The organism is Carboxydocella sp. ULO1, from assembly GCF_002049255.1.
Taxonomy (GTDB): Bacteria; Bacillota.
In genome coordinates this window covers 1,938-23,320 of record NZ_BDLQ01000022.1, presented here as the reverse complement: position 1 = coordinate 23,320, position 21,383 = coordinate 1,938, and the positions used below count along the sequence as shown (strand labels likewise).

Here is a 21,383-nt window from a genome sequence, read left to right as displayed (position 1 = left end):
GAATCCCGGAAAAGGGCACAAAACCCCCTGTGGTAGAATTGTATGCTACTACAGGGGGTTAATTTAGGGCCGGGAAAAGGGGGAGTAATAGTAAACTAGAGCCAGTAACAGATTTGGTACGGCAAACCAGAAGAGAAAAGTAAATATTTTTTTTCTCCGCAAAAAATCTTCTGGATTTTCTGATGAGTAATTTGCTCGAATACGGTCGCCTCCAACCAGTATACCGGAAAAAATTGCTGCCAGACCTATAGAGAGCATTTTACCAACCTCCTGGTGTAAATATTTAGAGACTTTATTTTATGTATAGGATACTACCCATTAATAATAACCAGCCCCTGGCCAAAGAAAGCCAGGGGCTAAAGATTAGCGGTCTAACTTTTTTATTCCAGTCTTTCCCCGACATAACGGGCCAGATCTACTACCCGGCAGGAATAACCCCACTCATTGTCATACCAGGCCAGGACCTTGGCCTGATGCTTGCTAATGGCCATGGTAGAAAGGCCATCGACAATCGAGGAAGCGGAGTGGCCGATGAAATCAGAGGACACCAGGGGTTCCTCGGTATAGGCCAGAATGCCTTTCAGCGCACCATTGGCCGCTTCCTTCAGGGCGGCATTGATGGTTTCCACTGAAACTTCTTGTTCAAAATCTGCGACCAGGTCTACCACTGAAACATTGGGGGTAGGTACCCGCAGAGCCAGGCCGTTCAATTTGCCATTCAGCTCCGGCAACACCTTGCCTACGGCTTTGGCAGCGCCGGTAGTGGTGGGAATGATGGACTGGGCACAGGCCCGGGCCCGCCGTAAATCCTTATGGGGATTATCCAGGTTTTTCTGGTCATTGGTATAGGCATGAACGGTAGTCATCATACCGCTGATAATGCCGAATTTTTCATGTAAAACTTTGGCTACTGGAGCCAGACAGTTGGTGGTACAGGAGGCGTTGGAAATAATATGATGATTGGCCGGGTCATAGGTCTGTTCGTTTACGCCCATTACGATGGTCACATCTTCGTTTTTGCCCGGAGCTGTGATAATTACTTTTTTGGCACCGGAAGCCAGGTGTAGACTGGCCCCGTCCCGGTCTTTAAATTTGCCGGTGGCCTCGATGACGATATCTATTCCCAGGTCACCCCAGGGCAAATTGCGGGGATCCCGGTCGGATAGACAACGAACTTTCTGGCCATTAACATAGATTTCCTGCTCTCCGGCAGCAACATCTGCACTATAAACCCGATGGATTGTATCATATTTTAACAAGTGGGCCAGTATGGATGGAGCGTAGGATGCATTGATGGCCACTACCTCAAAAACAGGATCCAGGGCCGCTGCCCGCATGACCAGACGGCCAATGCGACCAAAACCATTGATACCGATTCTAATTTTCTTCATCTCACCATAAACCTCCCCTTATTGTTAAGCCACATAACACTATTCGCCGAAAACAGAGAAAATCCTGCATACAAAATATATTTTTTCGCTAAATAAGTATGACACATTTGCTGCAATTGTGTCTATATATTGCTGCCAAATTTTTTGCTTGAATTTTGCAAAAATTATCTTGACACAGGTAAGGATTGACAGCTAAAATTAAATCAGAATGAATATTCATTCAGTAAGATGTGGGTAAAAGGGAGGTAGAGGGAATGAAAAGGGAAATCCGCACAGCTGCGGTCCTTGGTGCCGGGGTGATGGGTGCTACCATTGCTGGCCATCTGGCCAATGTGGGCATTCCGGTTCTGTTGCTGGACATTGTGCCCAGGGAACTGACTCCGGAAGAACAGGCCAAGGGGTTGACGATGGAAAGCCCGCAGGTTCGCAATCGATTTGCAGCCAGGGGCAAAGAACTTTTACTCAAGAGCAAACCGGCTCCCCTGTTTGTGCCGGAAGTAGCTCAACGTATTGAAATCGGGAACTTTGAGGATGATTTGCCGAAAATCAAGGATGCTGACTGGATTATCGAAGTGGTAGTGGAAAACCTGGCTATCAAGCAACAATTACTGGCCAGAGTAGCTCAGTATCGCAAGCCAGGAGCCATTGTCAGCACCAATACTTCTGGTATTTCCGTCAATAAAATGGTGGAGGGCCTGGCGCTGGAATTCAGACAGCATTTTCTGGGAACCCATTTCTTTAACCCTCCCCGCTATATGAAGCTGCTGGAAATTATCCCGGGAACAGATACCCTGCCGGAAATTGTGGAGTTTTTGTCCTGGTTCGGGGAACGTCGCCTGGGTAAGGGAATAGTTTTGTGCAAAGATACTCCCAATTTTATTGCTAATCGCATTGGAGTTTATGGTATGGTATCTACGGCCCAGGCCATGGAAGAACTGGGCCTGACTCCGGAAGAAGTGGATGCTCTCACCGGACCGGCTCTGGGGCGACCCAAGAGCGCTTCCTTCCGTACTCTGGATATGGTTGGACTGGACACTTTCCTGCATGTAGCGGCCAATGTACGGGATAATGTCACCGAACAATGGGAAAAAGAGGCTTTCCGCATTCCCGAGTTTTTGACCAAAATGGTGGAGAACAAGTGGCTGGGGGATAAAACTGGACAAGGGTTTTATCAAAAGGTAAAAACTCCGGAAGGCAAGCAGGTCTTGACCCTTGACTGGCAAACCTTGACTTACCGGCCCCAGCAGAAGGTGAAGTTGCCCCAGGTGGAGATGGCCAAACAGGCTCCCGGTGGGCTGGCCGGTCAGATGAAGGCTCTGGTTAATGGCAAGGACAAGTACAGTCAAATGGCCTGGCTTGCAGTCAGCCGTCCCCTGTTGTACGCTGCCCGCAAAGCCCAGGAGATTGCCGACAGCATTCTGGCCATAGATAAAGCCATGGAATGGGGCTTTAACTGGCAAATGGGGCCCTTTGCCACCTTTGATGCCCTGGGGGTAGAAGCTACTGTGGCCCGTATGGAGGCCGAAGGTCAGGAAGTACCCGCCTGGGTAAAAAACATGCTGGCTAATGGCTTCAAGTCCTTCTACAAGAAGGAACAGGGCCAGTTATGGCAGTATGACTGGAACAAAGAGGACTATGTCCTGGTGGAAGATAAACCGGGGTTAATTATCCTGAAAAACCGGAAAGAGCAACCTGGAGCCGTGATTTACCGTAACTCCGGTGCCAGCCTGGTGGATCTGGGTGATGGCGTCGCTTGTCTGGAATTCCATTCCCCCAATAATGCCATCGGTGGGGATATCACTGATGCTATTCGCGTTGCGGTGGAAGAAGTGGAGAAAAACTTTGTTGGTTTGGTAGTTGGTAATCAAGGGAAAAACTTCTGTGTTGGTGCTAACCTGATGTGGATGCTGTTTGAATCCCAGGCAGGGGACTGGGATGAAATCGAGCTGATGGTCCGCACCTTCCAGAACGCCGTGATGAGCCTGAAATACTGCCGCAGACCGGTCGTGGCGGCGCCCTTCGGCATGACCCTGGGCGGAGGCTATGAGGTCTGTGCCCATACCCATAGGATTCAGGCAGCAGCTGAGACTTATATGGGTCTGGTGGAGCTGGGTGTAGGCCTGATCCCGGCTGGTGGTGGCTGCAAGGAGCTGTTATTGCGTATGTATGAAGGTATCCCGGCTGGCACCAGAACTGACCTGCAGCCCTTTGTCAACAAGGCCTTTGAAACCATTGCCATGGCCAAAGTTTCCACCAGTGGTCCTGAGGCTAAAACTCTGGGCTACCTGCGGGCAAGCGATGGGATTACCTTCAATAGTGATTATCTGATTGCTGAAGCCAGGGAAGCGGTTCTGGCCATGGATCGTACCGGCTTTATGCCACCAGAGCCCAAACAGATTCCGGTGGTCGGGGAGTCAGGTTATGCCACCATGGCCTTAGGAGCCTATTCTTTGAAGATGGGGGGCTATATCAGCGAATATGACGAACACCTGGCCAAAAAAGTTGCCTATGTCCTCTCCGGTGGCAAGGTGCCGGCTGGCACTCTGGTAACTGAACAGTATCTGCTGGATCTGGAACGGGAAGCCTTCCTGAGTCTGGCCGGTGAACCCAAGACCCAGGCCCGCATGCAACACATGCTGGCCACGGGCAAACCCTTGCGGAACTAGGAGGTGGAAAGAATGAGGGAAGCTGTGATTGTTGCCGGTGCTCGTACTGCGGTAGGGAAAGCACCCAAAGGGACCTTGCGGTATGTTCGCCCGGAAGATATGGGGGCAGCGGTGATCCGCAATGTGCTGGAACGGGTACCGCAGGTTCAACCGGAAATGATAGATGATGTGATTGTCGGTTGCTCTTTCCCGGAAGGGGAACAGGGTTTCAACATGGGCCGGGTGCTGGTCCTGCGGGCGGAATTGCCTATCACTGTACCCGGGTTTACTATTAACCGTTTTTGTTCCTCCGGTTTAAACGCCATTGCCCTGGCTGCCCAGCAAATTATGATCGGCCAGGCGGATATCATCCTGGCCGGTGGCGTGGAATCCATGAGTATGGTCCCGATGGGTGGCAATAAGATTGCCCCCAACCCCTGGTTAATGGAACACATGCCTGCTGCCTATATGGGCATGGGTCTGACGGCGGAAAATGTGGCCCAGCGCTATGGTATTACCCGGGAGGAACAGGATCGCTTTGCTCTGGCCAGCCACCAGAAAGCAGCAGCGGCTATTCGGGAAGGCCGGTTTAAGGATGAAATCGTTCCCCTGACTGTAAAACAGGGCAAAAAGGAAATTATCTTCGACACTGATGAAGGGGTGCGGTCTGACACTTCTCTGGAAGCGCTGGCCAAACTCAAGCCTGCCTTCCATGCAAAAGGTACTGTAACTGCCGGGAACTCTTCCCAGACCAGTGACGGAGCTGCTTTTGTCATGGTCATGGCCAGAGAGAAGGCAGAAGAGCTGGGTCTAGAGCCCCTGGCGGTATTCAAGGCCTTTGCTGTGGGTGGGGTTCACCCTGATGAAATGGGGATTGGTCCGGTAGTAGCCATTCCCAAGGCCTTGAAAATTGCCGGGCTGACTTTGGATGATATTAAAGTGGTTGAGCTGAATGAAGCCTTTGCTTCTCAGGCTCTCTATGTCATAAAAAAACTGGAGCTGGATCCTGCCAGGGTCAACCCCAATGGTGGCGCCATTGCCCTGGGTCATCCCCTGGGTTGTACAGGAGCTAAACTCACCGTCAGCCTGATCAATGAACTGAGACGGCGGGGCGGTGGTTACGGTATCGTCAGTATGTGTATCGGTGGCGGTATGGGTGCTGCCGGAATCTTTGAAGTACTGGCCTAATTATGAAGGGAGGAAATGAGCATGGGAGAAAGAGTAAAAGGGGGCGCCTTTTTGCTGGGCCCTGTCAGTCCTGAACAGGTCTTTACTCCGGAGGAATTTACCGAAGAACATAAGATGATTGCCAAAACCGCCTTTGATTTTACCGCCAAAGAGGTAGAGCCGCGGGTAGAAGAATTGGAAAAATTAAACCCGGAACTTATGTCTTCCTTGCTGAAACAGGCCGGGGAGCTGGGCCTGCTGGCGGCCGATATTCCGGAAGAATATGATGGTGCTGGTCTGGATAAAATCAGCTCCATGTTGATTGCGGAAAACCTGACCCGGGGCGGATCCTTCGGGCTGGCCCATGGGGCTCATACCGGTATCGGCTCATTGCCCATTGTGCTGTTCGGTAATGCCGACCAGAAAAAACGCTATCTGCCTGCCCTGGCCAGTGGGGAAAAGATTGCCGCCTATTGCTTGACTGAACCAACTTCCGGTTCCGATGCGCTGGGAGCTAAAACCCGGGCTGACCTCAGTGCTGATGGAAAATATTACATCCTCAACGGTACCAAGCAGTTTATCACCAACGCCGGTATGGCTGATGTTTTCGTGGTTTATGCCAAAGTGGATGGTGACAAGTTTACTGCTTTTATCGTGGACCGGGAGACCGAAGGCCTCAGCCTGGGCCCCGAGGAAAAGAAAATGGGAATTAAAGGCTCTACCACTCGCCAGGTTATTCTGGAAAACGCCAAAGTGCCGGTGGAAAATGTACTTGGCGAAATCGGCAAAGGCCATGTCATTGCCTTCAACATCCTCAATATCGGCCGTTACAAGCTGGCGGTAGGTTGTCTGGGAGCAGCAAAACATGCCATCGAGCTGGCGGCCAAATACAGCCTGGAGCGTAAGCAGTTCGGCAAGCCCATCGCCTCCTTTGGTATGATTCGGGAAAAACTGGCCCGTATGGCTACCAGCATCTATGTCACTGAAAGTATGGTCTACCGTACCGGAGGCCTAATCGATGCTGCCCTGGCTGAAATCGACCACCATGCTGAAGATGCCGGACCCAGAATCGGGCGGGCAATCGAAGAATATGCTCTGGAGTGCAGTATTAACAAAGTCTTTGCTTCCGAGGCCCTGGACTTTGTAGCTGATGAAGCTGTTCAGATTCATGGCGGTTATGGTTATATTTCCGAATATCCAGTCGAACGCATTTACCGTGACTCCCGGATCAACCGGATTTTTGAAGGGACCAATGAAATAAACCGGCTGATCATTCCCGGCATGCTGATGCGCAAGGCGATGAAAAATGAATTGCCCTTCCTGCAAGTGGCTCAGGCCCTGCAGAAAGAGCTGTTACAGCCTCTGACTCCTGTTAGCGATGAACCGGTAACCCGGGAAGCCCAGCTGGTGGAACGGGCCAAGAAAATTTTCCTGCTGACTGCTGGTTCTGCTGTGCAGAAACTGGGGCAGAAACTGCAGGATGAACAGGAGGTCCTGGCTCGCATCGCAGATCTGGTCATCGAAATCTTTGCCATGGAAAGCGCGGTACTGCGCACCATCAAGAAAGTGCAGGTCAAAGACCTGTATGCCGATCTGGCTGTGGCCACGACTTCTTTCTATTGCTTCGATGCTTTCCGACGGGTGGAAGGCTATGCCCGGGAAGTACTGCTGGCTATCGAAAAAGGGGATGTGCTGGCTACCCAGCTCAGTGCCCTCAAGAAACTGGCCCGTCCACCTTTTGTTGACTGGCTGGGTCTCACCCGTACCATTGCTGCCAAAGTCCTGGATTTTCAGGGCTATAAAATCTAAATCCTCTACCCACCTTGTACCCCGGCCTGGCAGAGCCGGGGAAATTTTTTGCTGAGAATGGGGGTGGGGTCAAACCTTTATTAACCGGGCGGGATTCCAGGACGCCCCTGGAGCATCATCATAGTTGCTGTCATAGTAGCAATGAGCTTTTGTTTTTCTCCCTCAAGGGAAAAAACTTCTCCTGCGCAAACGGTGATTGTATGCCCTGGCTTTACAACTTTACCTTTGGCCAAAAACAACTCTCCCTTTGCCGGTGAAAGAAAATTTACCTTAAATTCAATAGTCAGAACAGTAGCATTGTCTGGCATCAGACTCAAAGCGGCATAACCGCAGGCATTGTCCACAATAGTAGTAATAATCCCGGCGTGCAGGAAACCATGTTGTTGAGTGAGGTCATTTCTAAAAGGGAGTTGAATTTCCACTTCACCAGGTGCTACTTTAGCCAGTTCAGCGCCAATAAGTTTCATTACTGCTTGTCTGGCAAAACTTGACCTAACCTGGTTTTCAAAATCCGGGGTTTTGGGGTTAAAGCAATTTTTATCCCCTTTCATGGTTGTTCCTTCCTTTCTTAAAGAAATTGTTAGAGATGATGGGGGTGTTTTTATGGCCAGAATAGGTGGCCCAAAAGCGCTCCTTTTGGGCCACTTCCGCCTATAGTTATAGGTGCAAAATCCTTTCCTTCTGGCCGCTTATTTAGAGAGATGGAAAGGTACAGAACCAATAACCACATCTTTTTTCAGAGTCAGCGAGGCTTTTAAAATTAACCCGGTCTGATTGTGCAGGAAGAAGTGCCACCATTTGCGGGGAATAAACTCTGGCAAGAGGACTGTGATGATTTCATCAGGACCAGCTTCCTGTTCCAGTTTTTCTAGGTATTCCACCAGCGGCTGGGTGATTGACCGATAGGGTGAATCTAGAATAACTAAAGGAATATCCGATTCAAAACATTGCCATTTTTGCTGCAATTTCTCCAGATTGTGTTCATTGGTATTTACCGTAACTGCTATGATATGCGGACTAATTGAGCGAGCATACTGTACTGTATTGATGACAGCCTTGGTAAAGGTACTGACAGGAATGATAACGGTATTTTTTCGAAAGTGTCTTATTTCCACATTACAGGCTGTGGATAAATCCTCTGCTACATCGGCATAGTGCCTTTTTATGGCAATGAACAGATAAACCAGTAGAGGTATTAAAATGATGACTATCCAGGCACCAGCAGTAAATTTGGTAGTAGCGATTACTATAGTAACAATACCGGTAATGATTGCACCGATAGCATTGATTAAAAGATTAAATTGCCAGCCTCTATCCCGGTTTTCTAACCAGTGTTTTACCATGCCAATCTGGGACAGAGTAAATGAAAGGAAAACACCAATAGCATACAAGGGAATGAGCAAATGGGTGTCTCCATGAAAAATCAGGACCAGAAAGGCGGCAGCTGCTCCTAAGAGAATGATTCCATTTGAATATACCAGGCGGTCTCCGCGAATGGTCAGAAAATGAGGCAGAAAACCATCGGCTGCCAGCCGGGAGGCTAACAAAGGCGCGCCATTATAACTTGTGTTTGCAGCCAGAATTAGTATTAAAGCAGTGCTGGCCTGTAAGAGATAGTAAGCCCAGTTACGCCCTCCGAAAGCAATTTCGGCGATCTGGGAAACCAGGGTCTCGCCTTTTACAGGTACTACCCCAAATAACTCAGCTAAGAGGCTGGTGCCACCGAAAAGAAAAATGGCAATACCGCCTAATGCGAACAAAACAATAATAGCATTTCTGGCTTTGGGTTCTTTAAAGGTAGGCACACCATTACTAACTGCCTCTACCCCGGTTAGGGCTGTACAACCACCGGAAAAGGCGCGCAAAATCGCCAGTAGCCCGAAATTAGCATAAACTGGTTGCAGCTGAGCTGCTGGCATTACTGGTGGGGCACCATAGGTGTAGTAGCGCCACAGTCCAGCGAGGATCATAAAAGCCATACTGAAAAGAAATAAATAAGGTGGGTAGGCAAGAATAGTTGAAGCTTCACTAATACCCCTTAGATTAATAACAGTAAGAAGAAATATAAAGAATATAGCAATATGGACAGTATACGGCAATAATCTGGGGAAGGCAGAGGTAATTGCTGCAGTACCTGAAGAGATGCTAACGGAAACAGTGAGCAGATAATCAATTAATAGGGAGGCACCGGCGATTAATCCATAGATTGTACCCAGGTTTTCCTTAGCTACCACATAGGAACCGCCGCCACTGGTGTAAACTCTGATTACGTGGCGGTAAGATAAAACGACGATCAGAAGTAAAAAGATAATGGCCAGGGAAATTGGTGTCAAATAACCCATGGCCTGAGCGCCGAATAATGCCAGCACCAGGGTGATTTCTTCAGTGGCATAGGCTACAGAGGATAGAGCATCAGAGGCGTATACGGCCAGAGCTTTTCTTTTAGGCATGGTTTCATGACTGAGTCGGCTAGTAGGCATAGGGTCACCGACCAGCAGTTTTTTCAAAATACGGTACATATATCCCCCTCCGAATTTTGTAAACTAAAGAACTACAGGAAAAGAATACAACTTTGCAGGTACATATACAAACTTAGTATTGCCCTGATTAAGCTGATTTAAGCCTGTGGCTGGTTATCGCATTAGATTAGCTCAGGCTGATATGATTATTTATTAACGGTTAAAGAAATATTATACTGTTTAACTTTGCAATGACTGTCTGTTTTCAGACAGTCATTTTGTTTGTTTTTATACACTAGCCCAACAAGAGCCTAATCGAACCAGGTACAACCCCTGGCATGCAAATTGCAATATAAAGAAATGAAAAAATAAACGAGGGGGTTTAGAGATAAGTGAAGAAAGGAAAGTTGGCTTTAATCATCGGTATCAGTCTACTGGTAGTGGCAGGAGCGGCCTGGGGCTGGCTGGGCCGCAACAAAACAGCTGCCACCAGCCAGCAGGCAAGCATCGCTGTCAGGAAAGGCGAGTTACAAGTTACCATCAGCGGTAATGGCACCATTCAACCGGCAGCCAGTAAGAGTATTACCACGGCGGTCAGCGGGAAAATCAGCAGTATCAATTTCCAGAATGGTCAGCAGGTAAAAGCAGGGGACCTTTTGTTCACCATCACTGCCGATAGTCTGGCGTATGACCTGGCCCGCAGCCGCCTGGAACTAAAACAGGCGGAGCTGGAACTGGCCAACCTGAAAACCCAGCAACGGCAGCTGCAGATCACAGCTCCGGTCAGCGGATATGTGACAGGAGTTCAGGTAAGTACTGGACAGGAAATACAAAAAGGCATGACGTTATTGACTATTGAAGATCGCAGTAAACTGAAAACAAAAATATCCTTTAATGAAGCTCAGATTAACCAGATAAAGGTGGGGCAAAAAGCTGAAGTTACAGTTACCGATCTATTTACTACTTTAACAGGAACCGTAACCGAAGTCGACCGTAATGGTCGGGCCGATAGCAATGGCGCTAAACTCTATGATGTTACAGTTGAAATTACCAATCCAGGCTCTCTGTCCCCTGGAATGAAAACCCAGGTAACGGTTCAGACTGCGGCTGGAACGGAAACCGGATTGTCTGCCGGTACACTGGCCTGGGCTGATACCACTACCGTGAGGGCCTTAACCGGTGGGACGGTAACTAAACTGCTAGTGGATGAAAACAGCTATGTGCGGAAAGGACAGCTTTTGGTCAGCCTCAGCAATGACTCACTGGTTTCCCAGATCGCCAGTCAGGAATTGCGGGTAGAACAAGCCCGCCTGGCTTTGGCACAAGTGGAACAGCAACAGGCGGAAACGAAAATATACGCTCCCTGGGACGGAATTGTTTATTTAAGTCAGGCTAGTAGCACTTTAAGTGGAAGCAGCAATAACAGCTCTGCCACAACCAGTGCCAGCAATAATGGTAGTGGTAACTTGCAGGTTGGAGATGAGGTGAAAAGCGGGCAAATCCTAGCTACCCTGCTTAGCCCCAGCTTGCAGGTGGTAGTACCGGTAGATGAAACGGATATCGGCAAAATCTATACCGGTCAGAAAGCCGAAATCACTGTGGATGCCTATCCAGAGCGGAAATTTGCCGGCACTGTGACGGAAATTGCCGCTCAGGGTACGGTGCAGAACAAAGTGGCAAGTTTTGACGTGACTCTGGTCCTGGATGATACTACCGGGTTAAAAGCAGGGATGACTGCCAATGTGGAAATCCTGGTTGAGGATAAAAAGGATGCCCTGATGTTGCCAATTGAAGCTATCATCGAACGGGGCGACAGGAAGTTTGTCCGGACTGAGGCTGGCAGCTTGCAAGCGGTGGAAACAGGTCTGTATAATGAAACCATGATTGAAATCAAAAGCGGGCTGAAGGAAGGAGACCGGGTGGTCTTGCCAGAGGTAGTACGCAAGAGCAATAGTAATCAGCAACCCCGCTTCCCGGGTGCTGGTGGGCCTCCGGGAGGGATGAGATAATGATCCGGCTGGAGGAATTGAGCAAACATTACCAGATGGGAAAAGTGGTGGTTAAGGCATTGAACAATGTCAGTCTGACCATTGCTGCCGGGGAAATGGTGGGGATTGTCGGTCCTTCCGGTTCGGGTAAGTCCACCTTGATGAATATCCTGGGCTGTCTTGATGTGCCTACATCAGGCAAGTATTTTCTCGATGGCAAAGAAGTCAGTGAGCTGGATGAGGATGAGCTGGCGGAAATTCGCAACCGGAAAATCGGTTTTGTGTTTCAGAATTTCAATCTTCTTCCCAGTCTGACGGCTCTGGAAAACGTAGAATTACCTCTGATCTATCGCGGGATTGGGGGAGCGGAAAGGCGCAAACGGGCATTAGAGGCCCTGGAAAAAGTAGGGCTAAGTGATCGAATCGACCATAAGCCGGTGGAGCTCTCCGGGGGACAGCAGCAGCGGGTGGCCATTGCCCGGGCCCTGGCCGGGGATCCGCCGGTGATTCTGGCCGATGAACCGACCGGTAACCTGGACAGCCGTTCCGGTCGGGAAGTGATGGAGATTCTCGCTCAGCTACATCAGCAGGGTAAGACTATAATTATTATCACCCATGACCAGAATATTGCCGCCCGCCTGCCCCGGGTGGTCCGGATTCAGGATGGCATGCTGCTAGCAGAGGAGGGGAGGCGATGAGTAACTGGCAAATTATCAAACTGGCCTGGGCAGGGATCAAGGCCAATAAGCTGCGCTCCTTCCTCACCATGCTGGGAGTTATTATCGGGGTGGCAGCCGTGATTATCCTGGTTTCCATTGCTCAAGGTACCAGCCAGTCGGTTACCGGCCGGATTCAGGGCCTGGGTTCAAACCTGGTCAGTGTTTCCTTACGGTCCAGTGAAACTGATGATACGCTAACCTACGAAGAAGTATTAAAGTGGCAGGAACGTCCCGGAGTCAAGGGTGTGGCCCCGGTGCTCAATGGCAACGTTACTGTTAAATATGGCAATAAAAAATATGATACTTCCCTGGAGGGTGTAACTCCTGAATATGAAGAAGTACGTAACTTTCACACCCAGCGGGGACGGTTTCTGCTTGACTCCGATGTTAGCTTGCGCCAGCGGGTGGCCCTGGTTGGTACTGAGGTGGCCAAAGAATTGTTTGGTCAAACCAATCCGGTTGGTAAAACCATCAAAATCAATGGCGAAAATTTTGTTGTAGTCGGATTGCTGGAGGAAAAAGGGGCTGCTTCCTTTGGTTCCAATGACGATAAAGTAATGATACCTCTGAGTACGGCTGAACGCCTGCTCAATACCAGAGGAATTCGCTTTGTTTATGTTCAGGCTACCAGCCCTGAAGATGTAGATGGGGTAGTGGCCCAGCTGGATAATTTACTTTATCGTAAGCTTAAAAATACCGATGCTTATCGGGTTTTTAGCCAGGCAGAAATGCTTTCCACCGTAAGTCAGGTTACTGGAATGCTTACCCTGATGCTGGGGGGAATAGCTGGAATCTCCCTGCTAGTTGGGGGTATCGGCATAATGAACATTATGCTGGTAACCGTGACGGAGCGGACCAGGGAAATCGGGATCCGCAAAGCTATCGGAGCCAGACGGCGGGATATTCTGCGGCAGTTTCTAATTGAGGCCCTGGTAGTGAGTGGAGCAGGTGGTCTCTTTGGAATAGTGCTGGGTGTTGCTGGTTCCAAACTGCTTAATCAGTTTCTTGGTGTTAGCGCTGCTATTTCCTGGCAGATAATCGGTATCGCTTTTGGTTTTGCCTTGCTGGTAGGGGTTATTTTTGGAATCTATCCGGCCAACAAAGCGGCCAAACTCAATCCCATCGAGGCCCTGCGTTATCAGTAAGAAGAGGTGGCAAACTTGCGCAGAAAGCTTAACCAATCCCTGGTATTTCAGATGGGCACCATTCTGGGCAGTGTATTGACCCTGCTGATCTTTACCCTGGTTTCCCTGCACGTGGTGGCGGGTCGCTACAATGAGGAAATTCTGCAGGATAAGAAGGAAAAGCTGGAGGTAGCAGGCCAAAGCCTGCAGAGGGGGCTGGTTAGTCAGCTGGAAAAGGGTACCTCGGCTGAACTGATCAAAACTTACTTTGAGGAACAGGCCGGACGGCTGACAGAAAGCAATCCGCGGGTGGTAGTGGCTCTTTCCCTGCCCCGGCTGAGATCAAACCTGATTTTCAGTCAGCCGGCACAGGGAGAAAAATATATTTTCTTTCCTCCCCCGGGCCGCACCCCGGGAGAACCTGGATTCTTCGGGATTAAGCCGGAAGAACTGCAACAACCCCGCACTGTGGTCAGAGATGGACCAGGCGGTGTATTAATTGCCAGTGCTTATCCGATTTCAGCCCGAGGCCAGCGGCAGGGCACATTGCTGGTGGTAGAAAGGGTTCAGGAAGGTTTTAACCTGGTCAGAACCGGAATCAGGATTGTATCAATCCTGATTCCCCTTTCGGCTTTAATCGGTGTTCTGGCTACCTTCTGGCTATTGAACCGTATGAAACAACGGGTTCGGGAGATAACCGCCGGCCTGGAGCAATTATCCCAGGATTCTTCCTATCGGCTGCCGGTAAAGGGCAATGATGAGCTGGGGGAAATTGCAGCTGCCATCAATCAGCTGGCCAATGCAGTGGAAGAGAAAAAGTTGCTGGAGGAGCAGCTGGCCCAGAGTGACCGCCTGGCTGCTCTCGGTCGCCTGGTGGCCGGGGTGGCCCATGAAATCCGTAATCCCCTGGGCATAATGAAAACCACTTTACAGGTAATGCGGGAGGAATTTGCGGACCAGAGGGAGTTGCAGGAATATTTGCAGGTATTGCAGGAACAGGTAGAACGGCAAAATAAAACCGTGCAAGAGTTTCTGGCTTATGCCAGACCGGTGCCACCGGTGATACAGCCGCTTAATGTAAATAGTGTCATTGATTCCGTTTTGTATCTGGCCGGTCCCTATATCCAGAGACAACAGGTCATGGTAAAAACTGCTCTGGAGCCAGAATTACCTCGGGTTGCCGGTGATGGAGAGAAATTGAAACAGGTTTTTCTCAATCTGGTTTTAAATGCAGTTGAAGCCATGCCCGATGGCGGAGAATTGAATATTAGTAGTTATCAGGAAGAGAACTGGGTGATAGTGCAATTTGCTGATACCGGGCCGGGGATAGCCGAAGAGGATTTAACCCGGGTGTTTGAGCCTTTCTATACCACCAAACCCGGGGGTATGGGGCTGGGGTTGGCCCTGGCCTATAAAATGATAGAACAGCAAAGGGGACTGATTGAAGTTAAAAGCAGCAGGGGAGCGGGAACGATTTTTCGCGTCAAGCTGCCTCTGGCCGGGCAAAGGGGGTGCTGAGATGGCAGCGACGATACTGGTTATCGATGATGAGGAGCATTTGCGCTGGATATTGAGCAAGGCATTGAACAAAACAGGTTACCGGGTTCTGACGGCCGCAACCGGACAGGAAGGCCTGAAGCTGGTCAGTGAGCAAATGCCTGACCTGGTATTACTGGATTTGCGCTTACCGGACCTGGATGGGATAACAATTTTAAAAACCATTAAAAAAGACCAGCCCCAGCTGCCAGTCATAGTCATCACTGCCCACGGGACAGTGGAAACGGCCATCGAGGCTATGAAAGCCGGGGCTGTTGATTACCTGACCAAGCCCTTTGACCTGGATGAGCTAAAACTTGTAATTGAACGCACCCTGACACTGGTGGAACTAAGCCAGGAAGTGGATTATTTGCGGGGAGAGCTGCGGGAACGGCAGGGGGAGGGCCTAATTGGCCAAAGTCCCTCTATGGTGGAAATTCGTGAGCTGATAGGTCGTATTGCCGATACGGCAGCCACGGTGCTGATCCAGGGGGAAAGCGGTACAGGCAAGGAAGTGGTGGCCCGGCAGCTGCATCTGCAGAGCAGTCGTGCCAATAAACCCTTTGTAGCCATTAACTGTGCTGCCATTCCGGAAAATTTGCTGGAAAGCGAACTGTTTGGCCATGAACGGGGGGCTTTTACAGGAGCCAATGCCAGAAAGAAGGGGAAACTGGAACTGGTACGAGGGGGTACTCTGTTTCTGGATGAAATCGGGGAAATGCCGCTGACCCTGCAGGCCAAACTGTTAAGAGTGCTGCAGGAACGAACTTATGAGCGGGTAGGCGGCACAGAGCCCTTGAAACTGGAAGCCCGCATTATTGCCGCTACCAACCGTGACTTGCGTAAAGCCATTCAGGAAGGCAAATTCCGGGAAGACTTGTACTATCGTCTGCAGGTTATTCCTATTCACTTACCCCCTTTACGGGAACGGCGGGAGGATATACCTTTACTGGTACAGCACTTTTTGCGCAAGTATGATCCCGGGAAAAGGCTAAAAGGGGTTGCCCCGGAAGCGATGGCCTTATTGCAACAATACCACTGGCCCGGCAACATCAGGGAGCTGGAAAACACTATCGAGCGAGCGGTAATCCTTTGTACGGGCCATGAAATCACACCGGAGAATCTGCCCCGGGAAATAAGCGGGGATAAGCAACGGGTAGCTGGAGTTTTACTGGATTTTCCCCCGGAGGGTATCAATCTGGAAGAAGTAGAACGGGAGTTAATCCGACTGGCTCTGGTCAGAAGTGGTGGCAATCAGACTCAGGCTGCCCGTTTACTGGGAATAACCCGCTCGGCCTTAATCTATCGAATGGAGAAATACGGGTTGTAACTTGGTAAGAGGTTGCCATTTCGGCAGCCTTTATTTTTTGTGAATTTAAAAGTAAAATGAAGATACTACGAAAGAGAGGAGAGAGATAATGGTTTACGTCAATATTATCCTTCTCTGGACTGCTTTTGGGTTTTTGCACAGTTTTCTTATTTCGCGGTGGATGATGAAGATTATGCAAGCCAGGTTAGGGAGATATTATGCCTTCTACCGTCTGGGATATAACATCTTTTCTTTGCTGACCTTTATTCCACCTTATCTTTATACTAAATCCGTTTCTACTCCTCTGGCATATTCTTTTAGTGGCTGGCGCTGGCTGCAGTTCGGCCTGTTAGTGCTGGCTTTGGGTCTGATGCTGGGCGCTTTTCTGACCTATGACTTAAAAGAGTTTCTGGGAATTAAACAGGCACAGACTTTTAAAAGGCCGGGTACAGTGGCAGCGCCACGCCATACCAGGATCGTAAAACAGGGCCTTTTGGCCTGGGTCCGCCATCCTGTCTACCTGGGAACGATTATCTTCCTGTGGAGTATGGATTCTACCTGGGCAGAGGTAGTAGCAAAAGGGGTGATGACTCTCTATATTCTGGTGGGCATCAGGCTGGAAGAACAGAAACTGGTAGCAGAGTTTGGTGAGGAATATCGCCGCTATCAGCAGGAGGTGCCGATGTTATTGCCCTGGCGGAGAAATAAGGTTTAAAGACTGGCAAACCCCGTCGCTATGGACGGGGTTAAACTGTCTTTTCAAACAAAACCACACCATTATGTCCACCGAAACCGGCTGAAAGAGAGAGGGCAAATTCCAGTTCAGCCTTGCGTCCCACGTTGGGAATGTAATCCAGATCGCAGTCGGGGTCAGGTTCTTTAAGATTGATAGTAGGAGGCAACCACTGCTGGCGCAAGGCTAAAATGGTTATAACCGCTTCCACAGCTCCGGCAGCCCCTAACAGATGGCCGGTCATGCTTTTGCTGGAACTAACGGGTGTTTTGTAGGCTGCCGAACCTAAAGCCTGCTTCAAAGCCAGGGTCTCGATTTTATCATTCAAGGGTGTGGAAGTGCCATGGGCATTGATATAGCCCAGTTCCGCCGGCGTAATGCCCCCTTCTTGCAGGGCCAGGCTGATGGCCCGGGCCAGGGCGGAGCCATCCGGCCGGGGAGCGGTCAGGTGGTAGGCATCACAGGTCTGGCCAAAACCCCTGAGCAAGGCCAGGGGGCGGGCACCCCGGGCCCTTGCATGTTCGGCCGCCTCCAGGACCAGAAAGGCGGCCCCTTCTCCCATGACATAGCCATCCCGGCGGGCATCAAAGGGACAGCAGGCCTCAGACGGGGGGCAGGGCCGGCTGGACATGGCTCTGGCGGCACAGGTGCCGGCAAATAATGAGGGAACCAGGGGAGCTTCGGCACCGCCTATGATAACCACTGGTATCTGGCCGCTTTTGATCAGCCAGTAGGCCTCGCCGATGGTGAGAGTGCCGGAGGCGCAGGCAGCCATATAGGTTTTGACCGGGCCCTGAACACCTGCCAGCTGGGCCAGCTTCACTGCCGTGAACTGGGGCTGGTACCAGCGCCAGGGATTAGAGACAGGGGAGGGCTCGCCCCGGAGCCAGGCCCAGGTAAACTGTTCCCATTCCACCAGCCCTCCCCGGCTGGTAGCCAGCAGAAACGCCCCTTTAGTCAGGTCAGCAGAGCTAAGGCCGGCCATTGTCAGGGCCTCTTGCATTGCTACCAGAGCCAGCTGACCGAACTGAGGCAGCTCCAGCTCGGCCGGCACTTGTGGCCAGGGGTCAATCTGGGCGGCCACTTTGGTGGGGAAGGGCTCGGGATCAAAGCGGGTCAAGTAAGATATGCCACTGCGGCCAGTCTGGAGAGCAGCCCAGAGCTGGGTTAAATTGGTGCCGAGGGGAGAAATAGCTCCCATGCCTGTAACAACTACGTCTATACTCATAATTTGTTCACTCGTTTCTGAAGTATGGTTTACAATAATTATACCCTACCAGGTGGTAGGGCGGCAATCGGCATTGAAAATCTGTCCGGTAATATAGCCGTTCTCCGGCCGGCAGAGAAAGGCGGTCAGGTTGGCTACATCCTGGCCCTGACCGGGGAAACCCCTGGGAATGGAGGATAGAATTCTTTCTTTATAACGCTCATAGGCAGCCTGACTCATTTCACTGAGCACAAAAGGGGGACAAATAGCATTGACACTGATTTGGTATTGAGCTGTTTCTAAGGCCAGGGATTTGGTAAGAGCGAAAAGGGCAGCCTTGGCGGCAGCATAGTTGGCCTGACCTCTGCGACCCTGCTGGCCGACTATGGAAGCGATATTGATAATGCGACCGAAGTTGCCGGAAAACATGTCAGGCAGTACTTGCTGGCAAAGGAAATAAGCAGCGTTGAGATGAACATCCAGCACCTCCTGCCACTGGGCTAGCTCCATTTTGTGCAGCAGGGCATCTCGGGCAACCCCGGCATTGTTGATGAGAGCGGTGATGGGTCCCAGCTGTTCCCGGATATTCAGTACCATTTGCAGGATGGCTGCCTGGTTCCGCAAATCAGCGGCAAAGATTTCGGCCCGCTGCCCCTGAGTTTGCAGCGAGCGGGCCAATTCCCGGGCAGCTTCCTCGCCCCGGTTATAATGTAAAGCCAGCGTCCAGCCCTCAGCGGCCAGGGTCTGGGCGATGGCCCGACCGATGGTGCCACTGGCTCCGGTTACCAGTGCTACTTTCATGCTTTCGTCCCCCTTTCCAGACTAACAAAACTTCCCTGTAATTCTCCGACCAGCTCCCCTTCCACCCAGGCCCGGCCCTGTCTTTTGCCAAACCCGCGCTTAAAAGCGATGATTTCGGCCTCCAGGTGCAGCTGTTCCCCGGCTAGCAGAGGACGGTGTAAAATAGCAGTGTCGATGCCTGTTAACATGGTAGCCTGGCCCAGGGCCAGGGCCGCCAGCTGGCCCAGCGCTTCCCAGAGCAAAGGGCCAGACCAGTACCGCCAGCCTTCACAGGCCGTAATCAGTTTATGACCCCGGGCTTTATACCCAGGTTCCACTATCTCCCACTGGTCCAGCAGGATAAAAGGGGGGCGGTGGGGCAGGGGATACATCACTTTTTGCCTCCTTTGCCGCTTTTGCCTGCTTTGGGCTGGAGGACAGCCAGAAACTCTTCCCGGTTGGCAGGGGTAAGGCCGAACTGGCCTTTTTTCGTATACAGCAGGACCACATTTTTTCTAGCGGTAGCGTAAAGATTATATTTTTCCCCGCGGTGAGCAAAGGTGCCGATGTGTAGCCCCGGCCAGCTGGCTCCCCAGAGACGGGCAAAGGTTTTGCCTTCCTGGCTCAGTTCGACTTTCTTAATTTCCTTGAGGGGAATGGTGAGCCGACGATTGGCCCAGCGGATGACCAGCTGTTTCTCATCCACTTCATAGGCAAGGGTATAGGCAGCATAGAGAAAATAACCGACCAGCCCAAGTGCCAGTAGAATTAGACCGACGAAAGGCACGGCTGTGGCCAGGGTCCACTCGCCCTGCTTATAGGTGAGATAAGCTGGAGCAGCAGCACTGACCACGATCAGCAGGATTAAGGCCCAGCCCCAGATAATGCGGGGACTGGCCTGGGGTTTAAATTCTTGCATGAAAAAAGCCTCCTTTTCTCTGCAGCAGCAGGATTTTTACGGAAAAGAGCGAATAAATGTTTGGGAAGGAGGAGAAAAAGTAATGGCGGATTCTCTTTTATTATTATCCATGATTGTCTCCCTTGCCAACCTTTTTTTGATAATTTTTCTGCTCTGGCGTCAGCAGGACCAGCGCCGGGAGGGGGAACGCCAGGAAAGGCTGATGCGGGAAGAACTGGCCCGTAACCGGGAAGAATTAATCCAGGCCTTTCACAGTTTCAGCCAGCAGGCTGACCGCTTGCGGGAAGGGGTTGAGGGACGCCTGCGGCTGCTGCAGGAGGATAATCACCGCCAGCTGGAAAAAATCCGCCAGACGGTGGATGAACAGCTGCATGCCACTCTGGAAAGGCGTCTGGGCCAATCTTTCCAGCTGGTCAGCGAACGGTTAGAGCAGGTACAGAAAGGTCTGGGGGAAATGCAGGCCCTGGCGGCAGGGGTCGGGGATCTGAAGCGGGTGCTGACCAATGTCAAGACCAGGGGGATCTGGGGCGAAGTCCAGCTGGCCCAGGTGCTGGAACAGCTCCTGACCCGGGAGCAATATGCCGAAAATATCGTGACCAAAGCGGGCAGCAATGAACGGGTGGAATTTGCCATCCGGCTGCCGGGCAGAGAGAGGGACAATCAATTTATCTGGCTGCCCATAGATGCCAAGTTTCCTCTGGAGGATTACCAGCGGCTGCTGGAGGCCCAGGAACGGGGGGAGGCCGCTCTGGCCCAGGAAGCAGGCAAACAGCTGGAATTACGGCTAAAAGCGGAGGCCAAGGCGATCCGGGACAAATATCTGGACCCGCCCCGCACTACCGATTTTGCCCTGCTCTATCTGCCGGTAGAAGGCCTCTATGCCGAGGTATTGCGGCGACCGGGCCTGTATGATTGCCTCTTGCGGGAATACCGGGTGGTAATAACGGGCCCCACTACCCTGGCAGCCTTGCTTAACAGCCTGCAACTGGGCTTTCGCACCCTGGCCATCGAGAAGCGTTCCGCAGAGGTATGGCAGTTACTGGGGGCGGTGAAAACGGAGTTTGGCAAATTCGGGGATCTGCTGGAAAAAACCCAGAAGAAACTGCAGGAAGCCAGCAATTCTATAGAAACCGCAGCGCGCAAATCCCGCACCATTGAACGAAAACTGAAAGATGTGGAAGCAATTCCAGTGGAAGAGACGGGATTACTGAAATAACAGGGAGGGGTAAAAATGGAAGTGCTACGGGTAAGGACTGGGGCCCGGGATCAACTGGTGGATATAACTGACCGGGTGCAGCAGGTAGTAAGTCAGAGGGGGGTGAAGTCGGGGCTGTGCGTAGTATTTGTTCCCCATACTACCGCCGGGGTGACCATCAATGAAAATGCCGACCCCGATGTAGTGACAGATATGCTGACGGTCCTTGACAAGCTGGTACCCTGGCGGGCTAACTACCGCCACGGGGAAGGCAATTCGGCAGCTCATGTCAAAGCATCTCTGTTGGGCTCATCTGTTACGGTAATCATTGAAGAAGGGCGTTTACAGCTGGGCACCTGGCAGGGAATTTATCTGGCGGAATTCGATGGGCCACGGGAGCGC

19 protein-coding genes are annotated in these 21,383 nt (G+C 51.2%); 11 read left to right on the top strand and 8 right to left on the bottom strand.

What is annotated here, in order from left to right:
- Window positions 1-63: 63 nt before the first annotated feature.
- Together ULO1_RS04845 and ULO1_RS04840 are read right to left on the bottom strand one after the other, a co-directional pair.
- Entirely contained in the window at window positions 64-258 is a 195-nt protein-coding gene (locus ULO1_RS04845; protein WP_079906573.1) for a DUF5316 domain-containing protein, read from the bottom strand.
- A gap of 122 nt (window positions 259-380) precedes the next feature.
- On the bottom strand, window positions 381-1,391 hold the full coding sequence (locus tag ULO1_RS04840) for a glyceraldehyde-3-phosphate dehydrogenase (RefSeq protein ID WP_079906574.1): 1,011 nt from the start codon (window positions 1,389-1,391) through the stop codon (window positions 381-383).
- 254 nt (window positions 1,392-1,645) lie between these two features.
- On the opposite strand from ULO1_RS04840, the gene ULO1_RS04835 reads away from it, so the two are divergent.
- The 3 genes from ULO1_RS04835 to ULO1_RS04825 are packed head-to-tail and all read left to right on the top strand — an operon-like array spanning window position 1,646 to window position 7,012.
- Window positions 1,646-4,057, top strand: a complete 2,412-nt coding sequence (locus tag ULO1_RS04835) for a 3-hydroxyacyl-CoA dehydrogenase/enoyl-CoA hydratase family protein (protein WP_079933072.1) — start codon at window positions 1,646-1,648, stop codon at window positions 4,055-4,057.
- 12 nt (window positions 4,058-4,069) lie between these two features.
- Window positions 4,070-5,224, top strand: coding sequence for an acetyl-CoA C-acyltransferase (locus ULO1_RS04830; protein WP_079933071.1), 1,155 nt, complete (start codon window positions 4,070-4,072; stop codon window positions 5,222-5,224).
- A gap of 21 nt (window positions 5,225-5,245) precedes the next feature.
- Window positions 5,246-7,012, top strand: coding sequence for an acyl-CoA dehydrogenase family protein (locus ULO1_RS04825; protein WP_200806931.1), 1,767 nt, complete (start codon window positions 5,246-5,248; stop codon window positions 7,010-7,012).
- A gap of 80 nt (window positions 7,013-7,092) precedes the next feature.
- On the opposite strand, the gene ULO1_RS04820 is transcribed toward ULO1_RS04825, so the two are convergent.
- Both ULO1_RS04820 and ULO1_RS04815 read right to left on the bottom strand, forming a co-directional pair.
- Window positions 7,093-7,563, bottom strand: a complete 471-nt coding sequence (locus ULO1_RS04820; protein ID WP_078666319.1) for a PaaI family thioesterase — start codon at window positions 7,561-7,563, stop codon at window positions 7,093-7,095.
- Between the two features lie 138 nt (window positions 7,564-7,701).
- On the bottom strand, window positions 7,702-9,531 hold the full coding sequence (locus tag ULO1_RS04815) for an APC family permease (protein ID WP_079933069.1): 1,830 nt from the start codon (window positions 9,529-9,531) through the stop codon (window positions 7,702-7,704).
- Between the two features lie 332 nt (window positions 9,532-9,863).
- On the opposite strand from ULO1_RS04815, the gene ULO1_RS04810 reads away from it, so the two are divergent.
- The 6 genes from ULO1_RS04810 (at window position 9,864) to ULO1_RS04785 (ending at window position 16,862) form a co-directional block, all read left to right on the top strand.
- Window positions 9,864-11,480, top strand: coding sequence for an efflux RND transporter periplasmic adaptor subunit (locus ULO1_RS04810; protein WP_079933068.1), 1,617 nt, complete (start codon window positions 9,864-9,866; stop codon window positions 11,478-11,480).
- Window positions 11,480-12,157, top strand: coding sequence for an ABC transporter ATP-binding protein (locus ULO1_RS04805; protein ID WP_079933067.1), 678 nt, complete (start codon window positions 11,480-11,482; stop codon window positions 12,155-12,157). Before ULO1_RS04810 ends, ULO1_RS04805 begins: the two co-directional genes overlap by 1 nt.
- Complete coding sequence (locus ULO1_RS04800; RefSeq protein ID WP_078666315.1) at window positions 12,154-13,323, top strand: ABC transporter permease; 1,170 nt, start codon at window positions 12,154-12,156, stop codon at window positions 13,321-13,323. The genes ULO1_RS04805 and ULO1_RS04800 overlap by 4 nt, the downstream gene beginning before the upstream one ends.
- Before the next feature lie 15 nt (window positions 13,324-13,338).
- Window positions 13,339-14,820: a sensor histidine kinase gene (locus tag ULO1_RS04795; RefSeq protein WP_079933066.1), complete on the top strand. Its 1,482-nt coding sequence runs from the start codon at window positions 13,339-13,341 to the stop codon at window positions 14,818-14,820.
- Window position 14,821: 1 nt separating this feature from the next.
- The gene (locus ULO1_RS04790; RefSeq protein ID WP_079933065.1) at window positions 14,822-16,168 is read left to right on the top strand and encodes a sigma-54 dependent transcriptional regulator; all 1,347 of its coding nucleotides are present in this window, start codon (window positions 14,822-14,824) and stop codon (window positions 16,166-16,168) included.
- Between the two features lie 88 nt (window positions 16,169-16,256).
- Entirely contained in the window at window positions 16,257-16,862 is a 606-nt protein-coding gene (locus tag ULO1_RS04785; RefSeq protein WP_078666312.1) for an isoprenylcysteine carboxylmethyltransferase family protein, read from the top strand.
- A 31-nt stretch (window positions 16,863-16,893) separates the two neighbouring features.
- On the opposite strand, the gene ULO1_RS04780 is transcribed toward ULO1_RS04785, so the two are convergent.
- The 4 genes from ULO1_RS04780 to ULO1_RS04765 are packed head-to-tail and all read right to left on the bottom strand — an operon-like array spanning window position 16,894 to window position 19,786.
- Complete coding sequence (locus ULO1_RS04780) at window positions 16,894-18,108, bottom strand: beta-ketoacyl synthase (RefSeq protein WP_079933064.1); 1,215 nt, start codon at window positions 18,106-18,108, stop codon at window positions 16,894-16,896.
- Window positions 18,109-18,153: 45 nt separating this feature from the next.
- Window positions 18,154-18,888, bottom strand: a complete 735-nt coding sequence (gene fabG, locus ULO1_RS04775) for a 3-oxoacyl-ACP reductase FabG (protein ID WP_078666310.1) — start codon at window positions 18,886-18,888, stop codon at window positions 18,154-18,156.
- A complete protein-coding gene (locus tag ULO1_RS04770; RefSeq protein WP_143311856.1) occupies window positions 18,885-19,262 on the bottom strand; it encodes a hypothetical protein in 378 nt (125 codons plus the stop codon). Before ULO1_RS04770 ends, fabG begins: the two co-directional genes overlap by 4 nt.
- Entirely contained in the window at window positions 19,259-19,786 is a 528-nt protein-coding gene (locus ULO1_RS04765; protein ID WP_078666308.1) for a PH domain-containing protein, read from the bottom strand. The genes ULO1_RS04770 and ULO1_RS04765 overlap by 4 nt, the downstream gene beginning before the upstream one ends.
- 82 nt (window positions 19,787-19,868) lie before the next feature.
- Between ULO1_RS04765 and ULO1_RS04760 the strand changes: the two genes are divergently transcribed.
- Together ULO1_RS04760 and ULO1_RS04755 are read left to right on the top strand one after the other, a co-directional pair.
- Window positions 19,869-21,002, top strand: a complete 1,134-nt coding sequence (locus ULO1_RS04760) for a DNA recombination protein RmuC (protein ID WP_079906660.1) — start codon at window positions 19,869-19,871, stop codon at window positions 21,000-21,002.
- A 15-nt stretch (window positions 21,003-21,017) separates the two neighbouring features.
- The coding region (locus tag ULO1_RS04755) for a secondary thiamine-phosphate synthase enzyme YjbQ (RefSeq protein WP_079933063.1) at window positions 21,018-21,383 on the top strand (366 nt) is incomplete at its 3' end.